The sequence below is a fragment of the Paraburkholderia sp. BL21I4N1 genome, from assembly GCF_002973525.1.
GTDB lineage: Bacteria > Pseudomonadota > Gammaproteobacteria > Burkholderiales > Burkholderiaceae > Paraburkholderia.
Genome location: NZ_PVEN01000002.1, coordinates 464,059 through 478,554, shown reverse-complemented (window position 1 = coordinate 478,554; position 14,496 = coordinate 464,059). Strand labels below are relative to the sequence as shown.

Below are 14,496 nucleotides of genomic sequence, written 5' to 3'. Positions count from 1 at the left end.
GTGTCGGTTTCACCGCACGCCGGCGCCGCCCACCTGGGCAGCCCGGCCCTGCTCGCACCGCTACTGCAAAAAGCCGCTCAGCCGTTGATACAAGGTCGATTCCAGGCTGTCGGCTGAATCGGCGGTGTGCAAATACAACGGGGTCGCCCCTCCGTTGTCCTTGAAGGTGGCGTTCCACGCTGAATCAAACGCCGCGGTCAGACGCGAATCGATCACGCCAGGCGCCCCCATGCACGTGTTGTATTGCCCCGTCGGCAAGCCCACGGTCTGCGCCGCCGTCGGGGTCAGCCCATTGGGTATCGCCTGCGCGCACGCCGTTTCCGCCTGGGCCTTGAATGTGGCCAGGAACGCCGGGATGTTGGTCATCCCGTAGCCCAAGCCCCCCGCTGCCGTCGAGGTCACGTAGGTCATCGTCGCTTCGTAGACCGGGTAGGCGTTCATGTCCGAGTTGGCGTTGCTCGTGCTGAGGAGGTCGCTCGCCTGCACCGCGGCAAGGATGCTCGCCTTGCTGCCCAGCGGGAGGTGGGACAGCGTCGTCGCCAATCCCTCCTGGAAGAAGGTCTCGGGTCCAAGGAACGGCTCGGTGAGCGAGTAGACCGCTGCGTGCGTGGTCTCATGCACGAACAGATCCGCGTAGGATTGGCCCACGGGCGCGCTGTAACTGGTCGCCCCCGGGTAGCGCTGGTCGAACGACGCCGCGTCGGCGCTCATGACCTGCATGACCGGGCCCACCCCGGTGCCCGTCTGGCCGGTCACGCCGGTTCCCGTTTCGCCAGCGCTCTGACCCATCGCCGGATCCACACAAAGCGAGATCCTGTGGGTGCCGTCGAAGGCCACACCGCTCGATGGGAGACCGAAATCCGCGCGGATCTGGGGGATCGCCTGCTCCAGGAGGTCCGCCGCCAACTCCTGCGCTTTCAGGGACGCACCGGCGGAGAACACCACGGCGTTGGGGGTGACGATCACCGTGCTGCTGACCTTTGATGGGTTTTCGCAGTTCGACGCCAGCCCGCTGTTGTACGTGCTGAACGCAGGGCCCGTGTAGTTTGTCTGGACGTCCGCCACGATGTCCGCCGGCGGGGTGTAGGCCGCGAGCAATGCCGCGCCGTTGCTCGTGGTCGAGGTTGTGCCCGTGCCCGACGTCGAGCTGCCACTGCTGCCTCCGCCACCGCCGCCGCATCCGGCAAGCGCCAGGGCGAGGAGCGTGAGGCCGATCGCGGTGGTCCCGCGAGGCGTGGTCCGTTTCATGTTGTGGTCCCTCGTGCTACGTTTGTAATGGCCATTCACTGCTACGCTGTGCTATGGCATGTCTTGGGGTCGGCCGATGCGTTCGGGTCAGTGCTCTTCCAGCAGCAACGGGCCGTCCTTCTTCTCGCGCATGACCAGCGATTGAACCTTCACGGGCGAACCGAGCCCCAGGTTCTGCGCCCGAAGGCCCTGGCTCGCCAGGTCGCTGTCCTTCACCCACTGCGGTACGTCGGTGAGCTGGTAGCTGTACTCGACCACGCGCATGTCCGAGCCGTCGCCACGATCACCGCCCGGCAGGAACTTCACGTCCCCGACCAGTTCCGGGTGCCCCACGCAGATCCCGGTTTTCGGGTCCCACGCGTTCGCTGCCTGGCCCTTGGGCGTCAGCGCCACGTTGTAGTCGTAGCCCTGTTGAACGAGCGTCACGATGCCGGCGCGCACCGCGGCTTTCTTGGCCTCGTTGCTCATGTCGTAGTCGGATGCCTTGATGGTCGACGGGAACTTGCCGTCCACCGGCGGGAGCTTCCAGCAGAGCGACTGCCGGTCCAGGCCCGCCTTTACCGCGTCGGTGTATGCCCCGTCCGACGGCTTACCGCTGCAAGCGCTCAGCAAAATCGCGGTACCGAAAACGATGGCCGCGGTTGTGCGCTGGTGCTGGTTATGCTTCATGGGTCATCCCCGGTGCTTGTTGCTGTTGTTGATGCTCGTCCTTGTTCTTTGGCGGGAGTTTACGGTTACCGACGCCAGAACACAACATTTCAGATCATTTAGTGACGCAAAATGCAACTCCTATATACCCACAGCCAGCGGGCGACGGCGACACGCCGGCAAGATGACGAGTGCTCGTTCGGCTGCGCTTGGCACGTGTCACCGCTCCCCAGCGGGCGGGTCGAGCCGCGCCTGTTTCCGGACATAGCGCGTGATCCGCCGCTTCGCACCGAGGAGGGTCTTGCAAGGCACCAGGTCGAAGCCCCCGCCCGGCTTGTGGAACTGGACCTTGATCTCCTCGACGCTGCTGCGATCCGGGATGGCGATGTGGATGGTGTGACCGCGATAACTGAAGCTGTGAAACATGACCTTCTCCTGGTGGTGGTGCCGTTGAGCTGACCGGCTCCGAGCTTGGAGGCCCGCCGTTGACCTGGCCGTTGACCTTGTGCCGTCGAGCCTGCGTGCCTCGCGTCGTTGCCGCCGTTTTCCTGAGTTCTCGTCCCGCGACGGGGTGGCCGAGGCCCCGGGGACGGTCAAGGATTCGAGCGCCAGGTGGTGCGGGCCGCGCAGCAACACGGCCTGGTGCGCCTTGACGGGATTTGGGCCCGAGGCATGGTCGCGGGGAAGGACGGGAACGGGGAAAACGGGGACGTCTGCAGCGGCGCTGCTGGGGAGACGGAATGCCTCGCGGCGAGCGGGTGGATGGGGTAAGCCCGTGCCCTGGCACGGATGGATGCTCGACCGATGGTGAGGCTTTACGGGAACCACCGGTGCGCTGTCCGGGCTCGCCAGGTTCCTGGTCCAGGTCGGGCCAGGCTATCGCTGGGATGCCTGGACAGCCCGAAGGGACCGCCCCACGGTGCTCACCGGGGATCGGTCCAACCGGTCCAGGTGTTTCCTCACGGGATCAGAAAGGAAACCCCCATAGGTCGCCGTCCATGGGAGACGGTGACCTATCCGTCGCCCGGTGATCCGTCACCGTTCCCCGTGCTCGTCGAGCACCCGGTTTTTACCCGGACACCCTGGACCGCCTGGTCGGCGACCGGGAACCCTTGCCCCGCGGCCCTCCATGCCACCGCACGGTCCAAGCCTGGCGGCCACCACCCTGGACAGCCCGAGTCCGGGGGAGTCCGTGCTTCGGCTGATCCGGCCGTGAGTCGCGCACCGTCCAGGTGATGACGGTCCGGCGACTCAGGTCCAGGGGGGCGCCCCTCGACACTTCGTCCTGAGCGGCAAGGTGGTCCCACGGGACGCCTCCCGCGTACCAACCGAGCACGAACGAAGGACACGCGATCATGGCATTCAACCTCCCGGGCGTTGGCACCGAAGAGCCGAAGAAAAAGAAGTCGTCCATCGAGCTGTATTACGCGAAGAAGCTGACGAAGGACGCAGACCTCGCCGTTGGCAAGGGCGAGGTGCCGGAGCTTTTCCGCTGGAACGGCGTGTACTGGGAAGCCCAGCGCGACGTCGCGCTGGAACAGGACGCGCTCAACGTCCTCGAACGCGAGAACCCTGAGCATTTCAGCCGTCGCACGGCCCGCTCGATGGTCGACACGGCCCTGACCCGCCTCTCGGGCACCAAGCTCCTGCCGGTTCCCCCGGAGAGCACGGGCGTCCTGCTCCCGATGCAGAATGGGGTGCTGGAAGTGCTGCCCACCGGGGTGGTCCGTGCGCACAAGCCGACGCGCGAGCTGGGGGCCACCCACGCCGTGCGCGCCACCATCGACTGGAATCACGTGGCCGAGGACGGCACGTACACCGTGCCGTCGCTGGGTCCGTCCAGCATGTTCGGGACGTTTCTCGACTCGATCCAGTCCCGGGAGATGCAGGACTACCTCGGGGCGTGCTGCGCCTCGACCATCTCCAGCACGAACTACCAGAAGTGCCAGTGGTGGCAAGGGTCGGGGAGCAACGGCAAGAGCGTCTTGCTGAGCGTCATCGCCGCGATCCATGCGAACGTCGTGGCGTTCGATCTGGGCAAGCTCGACGGTGATTTCAACGCCGAGCCGTTGATCCCCGCCACCCTGGTCACGGTCGCCGAAGCCCCCTCGCGCCGCAAGCCGATCAGCGAAGGCGTGTTCAAGGCGTACGTGTCCGGTGACCTCGTGTCGGTCAACCGTAAGAACAAGGTGCCCCTGACCGTGGCCCTGCGCGCCCGCTGGATCCTGCTCATGAACGACACCATCGGGTTCACCGACATGTCGTACGGCTTCGCGCGCCGCATCGCCAACGTGCCGTTCAACCGCACGATCGCGCCGAAGGATCGTATCGCGGACCTCGACAAGAAGATCATCGATAGCCCCGAGGAGATGGCCGGCGTGGTGGCGTGGCTGATCAAGGGGCTGGTCCACCTGAGCCAGCACGGTTTCCCGGAGGACAATCGCGTACCGCTCGAAGCGCGCCAACACGCGATGACGATCCGCCGCTCGAACGACAACACGCTGGACTGGTTCGAGTTCGTGAACTTCCGTCAGGAACCGAACGTGTGGACGGACAAGCAGGCCCTGTACACCGCCTACAAGGACTACACGCTCGCCAACGGTGGCAAGGCCTTGGGCGCTCCGGAGTTCTGGAAGCGTGCCCGCACCTACCTGCTGCCCATGGGCGTGGACATCGACTCGCCGAACAACACGCGTCGCGCGCCGGCGGACAAGCTGGGCAACCGTCCGCGCCTCATGCGCCTGCGCATCGACGGGGTGATGCCCTTCTGCCGCGGTCGTGACGGCATGGACGACCTGCCGCCGCAGACGGCCAAGCAAGCCGCTCTCGAAGCGTGCATCAACGACTCGGTGAAGGCCGTGCGTGCCGCGCTCGGCACCCCGGACGGTCCGATCAAGGCGGAGGTGCTGACCGCAGTGGTAAAGGATCTTCCGCTGGCCGTCGGCCTCGACGAGGTGCGCATCGAAGCCGTGATCGGTGGCGTGATCGACCAGCTCCGCCTGCAGGTCGAGGTGATCGACGGCGTGGCGATGCTGGTACAGAAGCCGCTCCCGGCGGTGGCGATGAACCCGGATGATGCTTTCGAAGCCTTCACGCCCGCCAACGTGCCGGACACGGCCACGCCGGCCGCGTAAGCGAGCCCCACCTCTCCACCCTCCCAGCCCGGCCCAGCGCCGGGCTTTTTGCTTGGGGCCCCGCCCCAGGCCCACGGCGAAGTTCGGGGTGCGTCGCCGCCGGCATTCGGGTGCCGGGCGTGAGCCCCGGCGGTTTCCCCGAAGGTCCGGTGCCCTCCGGTATCATCACCAGGCCAGGCCGGACCACCGGTCGGCGATGACCAGGACCAGACCGAGACCACACCACCGGGGGCAGCATGGCAACACCGAGCATCAACCAGTTTCTCGACAGCCTGGGCGTGCGCCTCGCTGTCCGTCGCGCGTCCTGGGATGGGATCGACGACACCACCGACACGGTGGTCATGAAGCTCTGGTTCAAAGAGGTGGAGCCCGGGTCCGACGGGATGTCGATCCGCGTGTGGACGCCCGTGCGCTCCGGGAAGGGCAAAGCCCCCATCGGTCGATCGGAGCGCAAGCGCAGCATCGCCCACCTGGAAGCCGGGCGCCCCACCTTCGCCGTCCTACGGTTTGGCCAGGAGGCGGGGGACGCGGATTCGAAGCGCTACGACGGGGAGACCCTCCGCGAGCTGGATGGGGTCGAGCGCCGGGCCAACGGGGACGTCTACGTGCGCGTGAAGCGCCTGGTCCCGGTGGACGATTTCCTCGCCCGGCCGGACGTCCAGCCCACCCTCACCCGCGATCTCGCGGACATCGACGCTCGACACCCCAACCCGGACCAAGCCACCACCCGCCAGGCGCTCGTGCAAGCGCGCATGGGCCAAGGTCGCTACCGCGCCGGGCTGCTCGCCCAATGGGGCGGTGCCTGCGCCGTCACCGGGTGCTCGGTCGGCGCCCTCCTGATCGCGTCCCACGCCATGGCCTGGGCCGATTCGAACGACGAGCAGCGCCTGGACCCTGCCAACGGGTTGCCGCTCATCGCCAACCTCGATCGCCTGTTCGACAACCACCTGATCGCGTTCGATCCCGATACTGGGGACATGCTGGTGTCCGACCTCCTGACGCCCAAGGACCGCGCGCTCGTGGGCGTCCCCGCCGGCCTGCGCAAGAAACCAACGAAGCGCCAGGCGGTCTACCTGCGCCACCACCTAGACGAGTTCCTTGCCGCCCAAGAGAACGCGGAGGACTGATCCGCCGTCGACGGTTAGCCCCCCGGTGGTCGATCGTTCGTCGCCCCAGGCGCTTGACAGTCGCGTTTGACCCGCTAGGTTGAAGGTATGCAAGACGTGCCACGGCACGGCCCCACAACCAGCGAGGAGCCTGACATGCCCGCCCATCTGTTCGACGGTATCGACGATGACGGCCTGCTCACAAAGCAGCGTATTCAACAGCTCGCCGAGGCCTACGGGGTGCAGCGCATGATGCGTTCGCCCAAGGGGAACCGGGCCCGCCACCAGGCCGTGCGGGAAAACGAAAGGGAGCAGGCCGCGAACCGCCAAGCCTGGCGCCGTGAGGCCCAGGGGAAACGTTACGGGCAGTGGGCCGTCTGACCGCCCCGCTGGACCGATCTAAAGAGCAAGGGGACGCGACGTTTCAGGGGTGAAGCGTTGCGATTTGAGGGGGCGCCATGCCCCCTCGTTTTCGTCTGGCGAGCCGGACTTCAAGCCGTGCCAAGGCACGGGCCAACGTGTTGCCACCGGGGCTTGCGCCCGCTCGAAAAGCCGCTACCCTGGGGTGATCGGACGCGTTCGCGCGCCCGCCACGAACAGTACAGGGGGAGACAGCATGGCCGACCAGCAGAACGCCCGTCCGGGCCTTTTCGGTTCCGTTCAGGAACGCGTGAGCAACCTGTGGGGCCGCGTGCGCGAGTTCCGCACCGTGGAGACCGCCCGCGCCGCGCCGGCGTCCAAGCCGCTGGAGCAGTCCAGCGCTCAGGACGTGTTCGAGCTGACGGCCATGGCTGCCAGCGACGCGTCCAAGGCGGAGTTCCAGCGCTATATGGAACGGTTCCAGGCCTCGCCCACCGCCGACTGGCTGCGTCAGCGCTACACCGACGGCCCGGCCGCCTTCGACCGTGATCTGAACGCCGAGGCGACGAGGGCCCAAGCCGAAGCGCTGCGCGGAAATCTGCTGCACGAACGCCCGACCCCCGACACCATCGGCGACTTCCTGGCCCACACCGTCCCCGATCGCCTACAGGACACGCTCCGCCACACGATCGCACGCAGGTTCCTCGAGCCTATGGTGCAGGAGCAAGGGCTCGACTGGCGCGGCCCGGAAGGGATCGCCCTCTCCCAACAGTTCCACGTCGACGCGCCCGAATCGTGGCCCGAGCGCCATGCCTCGGAACTGCACGACGTCACCGACAAGATGCCCGAGGACCTGCTGATCGATCTGGCCGTCGGGCTGACCGGTGACGAGCGCGCGCTGTTCGACGAGAACCTCGCGTCGGTCGTGCGCGATGCGGTGGCCTGGGTGTGGGAGACCCGTCCGGTCAACACCCCGGACGCCTCGATCCCGCAGCAGTTCGAAGAGCACGCCCTCGGCGTTCTCGAAGAGCGTACCGGCATCGACCTCACGCCTCAGTTCGAGGAGCGCCTGCAAGCCGCCGAGGACCGCGACCTGCATTGGCGCGACGTGTACCCGCGCCAGGACGAGCTGCTGGAGCGGTTCGAGAGCACGCCGACGGGGCAGGCGTTCAGCGACTACGCGTACGAACGTAACCTGCCCACGCCCGAGCATCGCCTGTCGGCCCTGGACGTCGCGATCGCCGCGATGAACGACGTCATCGCCCCGGGCGTCGAGGTGCCCAACGGCATCACCCGTGCCGACCTGTTCGATCAGCGCTTCAAAGCGCGGCTGCTGGACGCGATGGTACCGTTCGTCGACCAGTTGCCGGCCGAGGAGCGCGACGCCGTGCGCCAGCAGGCTGAGGAGGACCTGGGCACCGTGCTCGCGCCCACCGACCTGCCCAGCCGCCAGATGGTGGACGATGCCGTCGAGAAGACCCTGGGCCTGACCGCCCCGACGCCCGCGAAGGCTCAGGGCACCACCCAGAAGCGCGCCCAGACCGGTCAGCCGGACGCTGCGCGTGCGCCCGCCGCTCCGTCGAGCACGCGGTCCGTCGCCGCGACCGAGCGGGTCGAGCAGACCGAGGCCCCTGCCTCCTCTTCCACGCCCACCACCGCCAACACCCCGGCCGCGAAGGCCCAGGAAGGTGCTCCCGCCCACGCTACGGAAACGGTAGCTGCGCCCGAGCGCGTGCCGACTGGCCCCTGGGAAAACTACCCGGGCAAGTGGGGCGTGGCCGTGTACGACTCCTGGCGTGCTCGTTACGCCGACCCGGTGAACAACGTGGCGATGAGCCCGCGCGAGGACGCCCCGGACGGGTTCGTGAAGAACGCCAAGGGCGAGCGTCAGGGCCTGTTCGACGCCGCGGCGTTCCTGAAGGCGCTGCCGGAAGGGACCAGCCGCATCGACTCGTTCGTGGCTCTGGACAATGCGTACACGGCCCACGAGGAGGCCATGTACGTCAGCCGGATGACCACCACCGGGCCGGATAGCATCCGGCTGGACCTGGTGAAGGCCGCGGAACATGCTTCGTTTCACGCCGAGCGCTCCGCCCTGCTTCGCGGGACCCCCGAGGCCGTGGCGCAGAACCGCGAAAAGGCGCGTGAGGCCTTCGGCGCGCTGTTCGCGTACGACGTGAAGCACGGTCACCCGATCACCGACCCGGACCGTGACCTGAGCAGCGGGGCCACCGTCCAGGAGCAGTACAACTGGATCAAGCGCGAAGACACCCATGAGGACGGCCGTCTCGCGCTGCGCATGGAAATCGGCGCGTCCGTCCTTGGGACCGTGCCCAGCGAGGGCCACCTGTTCATGACGCTGATGACCGGCCAGGGCGAGCTGATCGTCGGCCGCCGCCGGTCGATGATCGGATTCAAGCCGTTGCAGGTCACCCCGCTCGAACGCAGCGAGTTCACCGCGCCGCAGGAGATCCGCACCGCGATGGCGAAGGAACACGCCGCGGAGGTCGCCGCGAAGAACGCCAAGGTCCACGAGCTGCAGGAGGCGGAGAACGCCGTCCGCGTCGAGCTGGAAAAGGTCCAGGCGAAGGCAAAGGTCCAGGAGGCGGCCCAGGCGGCCGTCGCCCGGCCGTTTGTGCCCGAGCCCGACTACCAGAAGACGGACGCGGTAGTCATCGCTCGTGGGAAGCTGGTCGATCACGGGGTCGACGACATGAAGATCAACGGCCAGGACCCCATGCCTTACGCGTCGATCGAGGATCGCGAGGGGAACGTGCGCCGCATCCTCGGTCACGACATTCCGCGTGCTCTCCAGGAGGGCAACGTGCTCCCCGGCATGACCGTGGAGCTGCGCGGGGACACGACCAAATACATGAAGCTCGACCAGAAGACCGGCGAGGAGTACCCGGCCACGGCTGTCCACTTCAGCGCTCGTCCGCACAACTTCGAGCAGTACGACGCCCAGCAGCGCGCGACGCACGATGCGCTGGCGAACCAGGCGAAGGAGATGGAGCTGGCCACGGCTCAGGGGATTCTGCCGTTCGTCCCGCAACCGGACTACGCCCGGACGGCCAGCGAGCATTACGCCCGCGGCACGCTGCTCGAACAAGGCATCCGCCCGTACCAGGACCGGGAAGGTGCGAAGCCCGCCCCGTTCGCCGTGGTGGAAGGCCGGGACGGTGAGAAGCACACCGTCTGGGGCAAGGATCTGCCGAAGGCCATCGAGGTCGGCGGGGTCAAGATCGGCGACACGGTGGAACTGCGTGCGTACCGCACGGAGCCGAAGACCGTCCAGCTCGCCAACGGTGAGCAACGGGTGGTACCCCAGTCCACCTGGTCGGCGGCCCCGCACGATTTCGTGGCCCACGAAGCGCAGCAGCGCGACGCGCACGAGGCCCTGCACGGGAAGGTCCGACAGGAGGTGGCCATGACCGTCGAGGAACGCATGGCCTCGTGGCTCGACGAAAGCGTCCAGAACCCCGAGCGCATCCAGAAGACCGGCTCTGCCACGACCTTGGCCAGCGCCGCGGCCGAGCAGACCAAGGTCGTGGCCCACGAGGAACTCTCCGCCGAAGCGCAACGCCAAGCAGGGATTCAGGCCGCCATGAACGCGCCCGCCGCGACGCTGAACGCCGACGTGCTGAACGACGGGTTCAACTCGATCCACGTGAAGGGCTTCACCGCCCATGGCGTCGCGTACAGCATGTCGATGGGCGGCGAGTCCGTCGAAGGTGTCGCGCCGTGGAACCGCGAGGCGAACAGCCTGGACGGTGGCACCAGCCCCGCGCTCAACATGATGACCGCTGGCGCGCGCCTGAACAACGCGATGGGCGGGCCCATCGTGCCGGACGATCGCGCGTTCGTGAACGACGTCCTGCACGAGCACCTGGAAGCGAAGACCCAGGCGTTCGTGCGCGAGCACGGCCACAAGATCGCCCCCATGGAGGCCCACGTGCCGAATCGCCAGAACGGCGGCCTCGCCGCGCGTCTGGACACCTGGACCCACGCCCAGGCGCAGAACGCCGAGCAGAACCAGCAGCAGGGTCGCGGTGAGCAGGGCCAGGCCACGCTTGTGCCGGCCGCCGTCACGGCGGAGCCGGTACAGGCGGTGCAGCCCATCGCCGAAGCGCATGTGGTTGCACCGTCCACGGTCAGCGTGGGCAAGGCCGAGGACCTGCGCCCGGTCGAAGCCACGCCGCTGATGCCCACCGCGTCGCAGACCCAGCAGGCCGATCGTCCGATCGTCGAGCGTGAAGCGAAGCTCCTGCCCCCGGGTCAGTCGGGCGCGCAGGTGCCCCAGCAGCAGCTCACGGGGACCGATGAGATCCTGGACAGCCTCATGTCGTGGACGGGTGGCGACCGCGAACCGGTCCGTGCGGTAGGTGTCCCTGCCGCGCCGACCCAGCAGGCCGAGCGCCCCATCGTCGAGCGCGAGGCCAAGCTGCTGCCGCCGGGCCAGTCGGGTGCGCAGGCGCCGAAGCAGCAGATCACGGGCGCCGATCAGATCTTGGACAGCCTGATGTCCCGGACGGGTGGCGCTGGCTCGCAGGAACGGAAGGACGCGTCGCCCATCGTGGTGGATCCGAACAAGCCGCTGGCCCCGCAGGTCCACGAGCACAACGAACGTGTACGCGAGAACTCGGACGAAGCACGACGTCAGTGGGAGGACCTGGGCCTGCGTGGTGCGAAGGCCGAAGCCGCGCAGCGTGCACGCCTGGGCCTGCCGCCGGTGAACCAGGCGCAAGGCGTGAGCCGGACCCAGACGGGCCCTGCCCAGGATCTTGGCAAGCTCCGCGAGTTGAAGTTGAGCCTCGACGTCGAGTACGAGCGCCGCCGCTGATCCGCAACGTCTCCTCCCGCCCTGTCCGGCATGGGCAGGGCCCCTGCCCCGGGTTTGCCCCGGGGCATTTTTGTGCCCAACCCCCAAGGCTTCGCCCCTCCCCAGGTGACGGGGCGAAGCCGGATCGCCCGCCTTTTCCAGTTGTTTTAATCCGTGCCCTGGCACGGATTGACATACCCCATGAAGCTGCTAGATGTGGGGGATCGGCCTCACACGGCCCTAACGTTCGGGAGGATCCACCCCATGCGCAACACCCTCAAAACCTCGGTCACGTTCGTGGCCCTTGCTGCGTCGGTCAGCCTCACCGCTGGCTGCGCGTCGATCAACGACACGAGCGAATCGCTGGGCCATCACCTCGGCATTTCGAACCAGAGCGGTGCCGCTGCAACCGGCGGCGCAGCCCTCGGTTGCATCGGTGGTGCAGCCGTCGGGGGTGTGGTCGGCGTGCTCACCGGCCATGGCCTCGCCGGCGCCGGAATCGGTTGCGCCGGTGGTGCTGTCTTGCTGGGCGCTGAGAGCTACGCCGCGTCGGTGCAGAAGCAACTCGACAACGCGCGTGCAGGTGCCAAGGTTCTGCAGGATCAGTTGACCGCGATGAACGCGCAGCAGCAGGTCATCGTGTCGACCGAGATGGTCCACGACCACGACAAGGACGGGAAGCAGACCAGCAAGGAAATGCCGGGCTGGAACCACACCGACATCGGCCTGCCGCCCGCCGGCATGAAGACCCACGATCCGCGCGTTGGCGCGCTGATCAGCAAGGCCGGCGAGCTGGCCAGCAAGTCCGACAAGCCGGTGACCATCGGCGTGTACGTGATGGCGCGTGATGCGGACTGGGTGCGCGGCCTTCTGGACGCTGCGATCCCCAACAGCAACAAGGCCACGTCGTACGTGGTGCACACCGTCACCTCGCCCGCGAAAGCGAAGCTCGTGCTGACGCCGGTCCCGTCCGTCTGATCAACCGGACGTCCAGGGCGGCCGCCGGTCGCCCTGCCCCATTCAAACATCTCTGGAGGAGATAGACGATGGACAAGAAAACGTTGGAGACCGAGGTCAACTACGCCTGGAACAACCTGGGCAACGCCGCGGTGCTCGTGAAGATGGCCGCGCGGGAGTATGTCGACGCCGCGCAGAACACGCTCGCTGCGTTCGACGAGGTGCAGCGCCAGCTCACCACGATCTTCATGCAGAACCTGAGTCTGGAACAGGCCAGCCAGCTCATGGCCGAGCTGCGCAAGCAGCCCGCCGGGCAGATGACCGTTGCGTTCGCGGAAGACACGCAGCTTCAGGTCAAGCTCAAAAGTGCCAACGACGGCAAGCAGGCGTACCGGGACGCCCGACACGCATGGCTCCAGGCGGTAGAGGCCGCTGAGGCCGTGGGGTGCGAGCCGACCGAGTGGTTCAGCCAGCCCGACGAGGTCGTGGACGCCGATGAGGCCATCGAGGCCGAAGCCCATATCACCGAGCGTCTCAACGCCCTGCGTGCCGAGATCGAAAAGGGTGCCCAGCACGTCGACACGATGGTGCTGAAGGCGCAGCAAAGCGCGAGCGTCGTACCCCAGGCGGTTCCGGCCGCGCAAGCTGCGCCGACCGTCGAGGCGGAGGATCCCCTAGCCATGCTCGACGGCATGACGGGCGATGCCTCGCCTGCTGCTCATGCCAAGGCACCCGTCGAGCAGCACACCCCGGTGGTCGATGCGACGGGGGAGCCTCAACCCGTGCAACCGCAGCGCCCCCCTCTCGAAGGCATTGGCGCCAAGGTGGTCGACGCCACGGGGAAGGTGGTGCAGGCGGTTTCCGCCATCGAGGGCGCCCAACCCGAAGCGGTCGAGGGCCGCGTGGCCGACGCGGAAGCTGCGGCGAAGGCCCTTGGGGACGTGCTCGCCGAGTACCAGATGGAGGGCAAGGATCCCGATCCGAAGGTGACCGAAGCCGCGGAGAGCATGCTCGACTCCGCACGCCTCATTGCTGCGGACGCCCGTCGCTACGCGCGGAACGCCCCCCTGGAAAACCGTGCACTGGAGGAGTACTGCGCCCTCGAAGCCGCCGCCGACGCGTACGACACGGCGGAGGAAGAGGCCGACTCCAACGCTCGTATCCGGGCTCAGTTTGCCTACAGGACGGCGCACGAACGGCTGGCCCAAACCTTCACGGAACTGAAGGCCGTGGGCTATGCCGATTCGGAGTTGCTCGATGCTGCAGCCAAAGCTGTCGACCTTGGCGGAGCGAACCTGGCGAGGATGGCGAACCGGATCAACGTCGCCGTTACCGCTCCTGAAGGGATGGCCGTCCACGACGCATCCTGGGGGGCCGCACCCGCTCGTGCCGGCCTCGCTTTTGCCAACCTCCCCAGCTCCATCAAGCCGGTTGGCATCGGGCTGGCCGTGCTCCTGGTGATCGTGGCTGGGGTATGGATCGGTTCGAGCGGTTCGGATCCGACGCCCGTGGCACCCGTGGCACCCGTGGCACCCGCTGCACCCGCGGCACCCGTGGCAGCGATCACCGGTACCGCGCCGGCACCTGCGGTGGTGCACCGTCCCACGCCCGCGCCGGTACATCGTGCGCCGGTGGTCCGCCAGGCCGATGCGTTGGCTCGCGAGCAAGCCCAGCTCAACGCGGCCAACGCCAAGCTGGACGCCTGGGCCAAGGCGAACAGTCAGCCGTAACCAGGTGGCAAGAGGGGTGCTATGGCACCCCTGGTTTTGCACTTCTCAGACTTGACTTGCCACCCGGACCTGCCATCTTGAACCAACCGCACGGCAAGGAGAAGACCTTGAACCAGAAGCAACCCAATGTTCCGACCACGACCGGTCGCCCCGACCGTCAGAAGCCCACGCCCGCGTTGCAGTACGGAGCCTTGGCCGATGAAATCTCGTGGCGGAGCAAGGTGTTCGACTTTATCGGTCGGTTGGTGTTCGGCCCGACGAAAGCGTTGGCCGTACGGGAGGGCTTCTACCACGTGGCGGCCGAACGTCCCCAAATTCGCACCCGAGACAACCTGCGCAACAACGTGCGTGACCAGTTCATCCGCCGGGACATCCGCGTGTGGGTCTCGCGCCGCATGCTGATCGTCGGCGCGGTGCTGATCGTTGTGAGCTACGTGCTGAACGACAGCTACACCCAGGCGCTGTCCGCGTCGGCGCAGCACTTCTTCAACTGA

The 14,496-nt window shown here is 67.3% G+C and carries 10 protein-coding genes; 7 read left to right on the top strand and 3 right to left on the bottom strand.

The annotated features are described in order from the left end of the window. Positions 1-60 precede the first annotated feature (60 nt). From B0G83_RS08410 to B0G83_RS38060, 3 genes are all read right to left on the bottom strand, one after another. Complete coding sequence (locus B0G83_RS08410) at positions 61-1,248, bottom strand: hypothetical protein (protein ID WP_105506970.1); 1,188 nt, start codon at positions 1,246-1,248, stop codon at positions 61-63. A gap of 87 nt (positions 1,249-1,335) precedes the next feature. After that, on the bottom strand, positions 1,336-1,917 hold the full coding sequence (locus tag B0G83_RS08405; protein WP_105506969.1) for a hypothetical protein: 582 nt from the start codon (positions 1,915-1,917) through the stop codon (positions 1,336-1,338). Positions 1,918-2,115: 198 nt separating this feature from the next. After that, positions 2,116-2,322: a hypothetical protein gene (locus B0G83_RS38060; protein WP_146120175.1), complete on the bottom strand. Its 207-nt coding sequence runs from the start codon at positions 2,320-2,322 to the stop codon at positions 2,116-2,118. A 929-nt stretch (positions 2,323-3,251) separates the two neighbouring features. Between B0G83_RS38060 and B0G83_RS08395 the strand changes: the two genes are divergently transcribed. The 7 genes from B0G83_RS08395 (at position 3,252) to B0G83_RS08365 (ending at position 14,496) form a co-directional block, all read left to right on the top strand. Continuing rightward, positions 3,252-5,030 carry a DUF5906 domain-containing protein gene (locus B0G83_RS08395; RefSeq protein WP_105506967.1) on the top strand — a complete coding sequence of 593 codons (1,779 nt, stop codon included), beginning with the start codon at positions 3,252-3,254 and terminating at the stop codon, positions 5,028-5,030. Positions 5,031-5,266: 236 nt separating this feature from the next. After that, positions 5,267-6,157, top strand: a complete 891-nt coding sequence (locus B0G83_RS08390; RefSeq protein ID WP_105506966.1) for an HNH endonuclease — start codon at positions 5,267-5,269, stop codon at positions 6,155-6,157. 135 nt (positions 6,158-6,292) lie between these two features. Beyond that, a complete protein-coding gene (locus B0G83_RS08385; RefSeq protein ID WP_146120174.1) occupies positions 6,293-6,517 on the top strand; it encodes a hypothetical protein in 225 nt (74 codons plus the stop codon). A 235-nt stretch (positions 6,518-6,752) separates the two neighbouring features. Then, positions 6,753-11,336, top strand: coding sequence for a hypothetical protein (locus B0G83_RS08380; RefSeq protein WP_105506964.1), 4,584 nt, complete (start codon positions 6,753-6,755; stop codon positions 11,334-11,336). Between the two features lie 243 nt (positions 11,337-11,579). Continuing rightward, the gene (locus B0G83_RS08375) at positions 11,580-12,293 is read left to right on the top strand and encodes a hypothetical protein (RefSeq protein ID WP_258167778.1); all 714 of its coding nucleotides are present in this window, start codon (positions 11,580-11,582) and stop codon (positions 12,291-12,293) included. A 68-nt stretch (positions 12,294-12,361) separates the two neighbouring features. Continuing rightward, a complete protein-coding gene (locus B0G83_RS08370; RefSeq protein WP_105506962.1) occupies positions 12,362-14,002 on the top strand; it encodes a hypothetical protein in 1,641 nt (546 codons plus the stop codon). A 107-nt stretch (positions 14,003-14,109) separates the two neighbouring features. Beyond that, positions 14,110-14,496 carry a hypothetical protein gene (locus B0G83_RS08365; RefSeq protein ID WP_146120173.1) on the top strand — a complete coding sequence of 129 codons (387 nt, stop codon included), beginning with the start codon at positions 14,110-14,112 and terminating at the stop codon, positions 14,494-14,496.

Coding starts and splice junctions, on each gene's coding strand:
- B0G83_RS08405 (WP_105506969.1), bottom strand. CDS start 1,917: ATGAAGCATAACCAGCACCAGCGCACAACCGCGGCCATCGTTTTCGGT.
- B0G83_RS08375 (WP_258167778.1), top strand. CDS start 11,580: ATGCGCAACACCCTCAAAACCTCGGTCACGTTCGTGGCCCTTGCTGCG.
- B0G83_RS08410 (WP_105506970.1), bottom strand. CDS start 1,248: ATGAAACGGACCACGCCTCGCGGGACCACCGCGATCGGCCTCACGCTC.
- B0G83_RS08395 (WP_105506967.1), top strand. CDS start 3,252: ATGGCATTCAACCTCCCGGGCGTTGGCACCGAAGAGCCGAAGAAAAAG.
- B0G83_RS08380 (WP_105506964.1), top strand. CDS start 6,753: ATGGCCGACCAGCAGAACGCCCGTCCGGGCCTTTTCGGTTCCGTTCAG.
- B0G83_RS08390 (WP_105506966.1), top strand. CDS start 5,267: ATGGCAACACCGAGCATCAACCAGTTTCTCGACAGCCTGGGCGTGCGC.
- B0G83_RS38060 (WP_146120175.1), bottom strand. CDS start 2,322: ATGTTTCACAGCTTCAGTTATCGCGGTCACACCATCCACATCGCCATC.
- B0G83_RS08370 (WP_105506962.1), top strand. CDS start 12,362: ATGGACAAGAAAACGTTGGAGACCGAGGTCAACTACGCCTGGAACAAC.
- B0G83_RS08385 (WP_146120174.1), top strand. CDS start 6,293: ATGCCCGCCCATCTGTTCGACGGTATCGACGATGACGGCCTGCTCACA.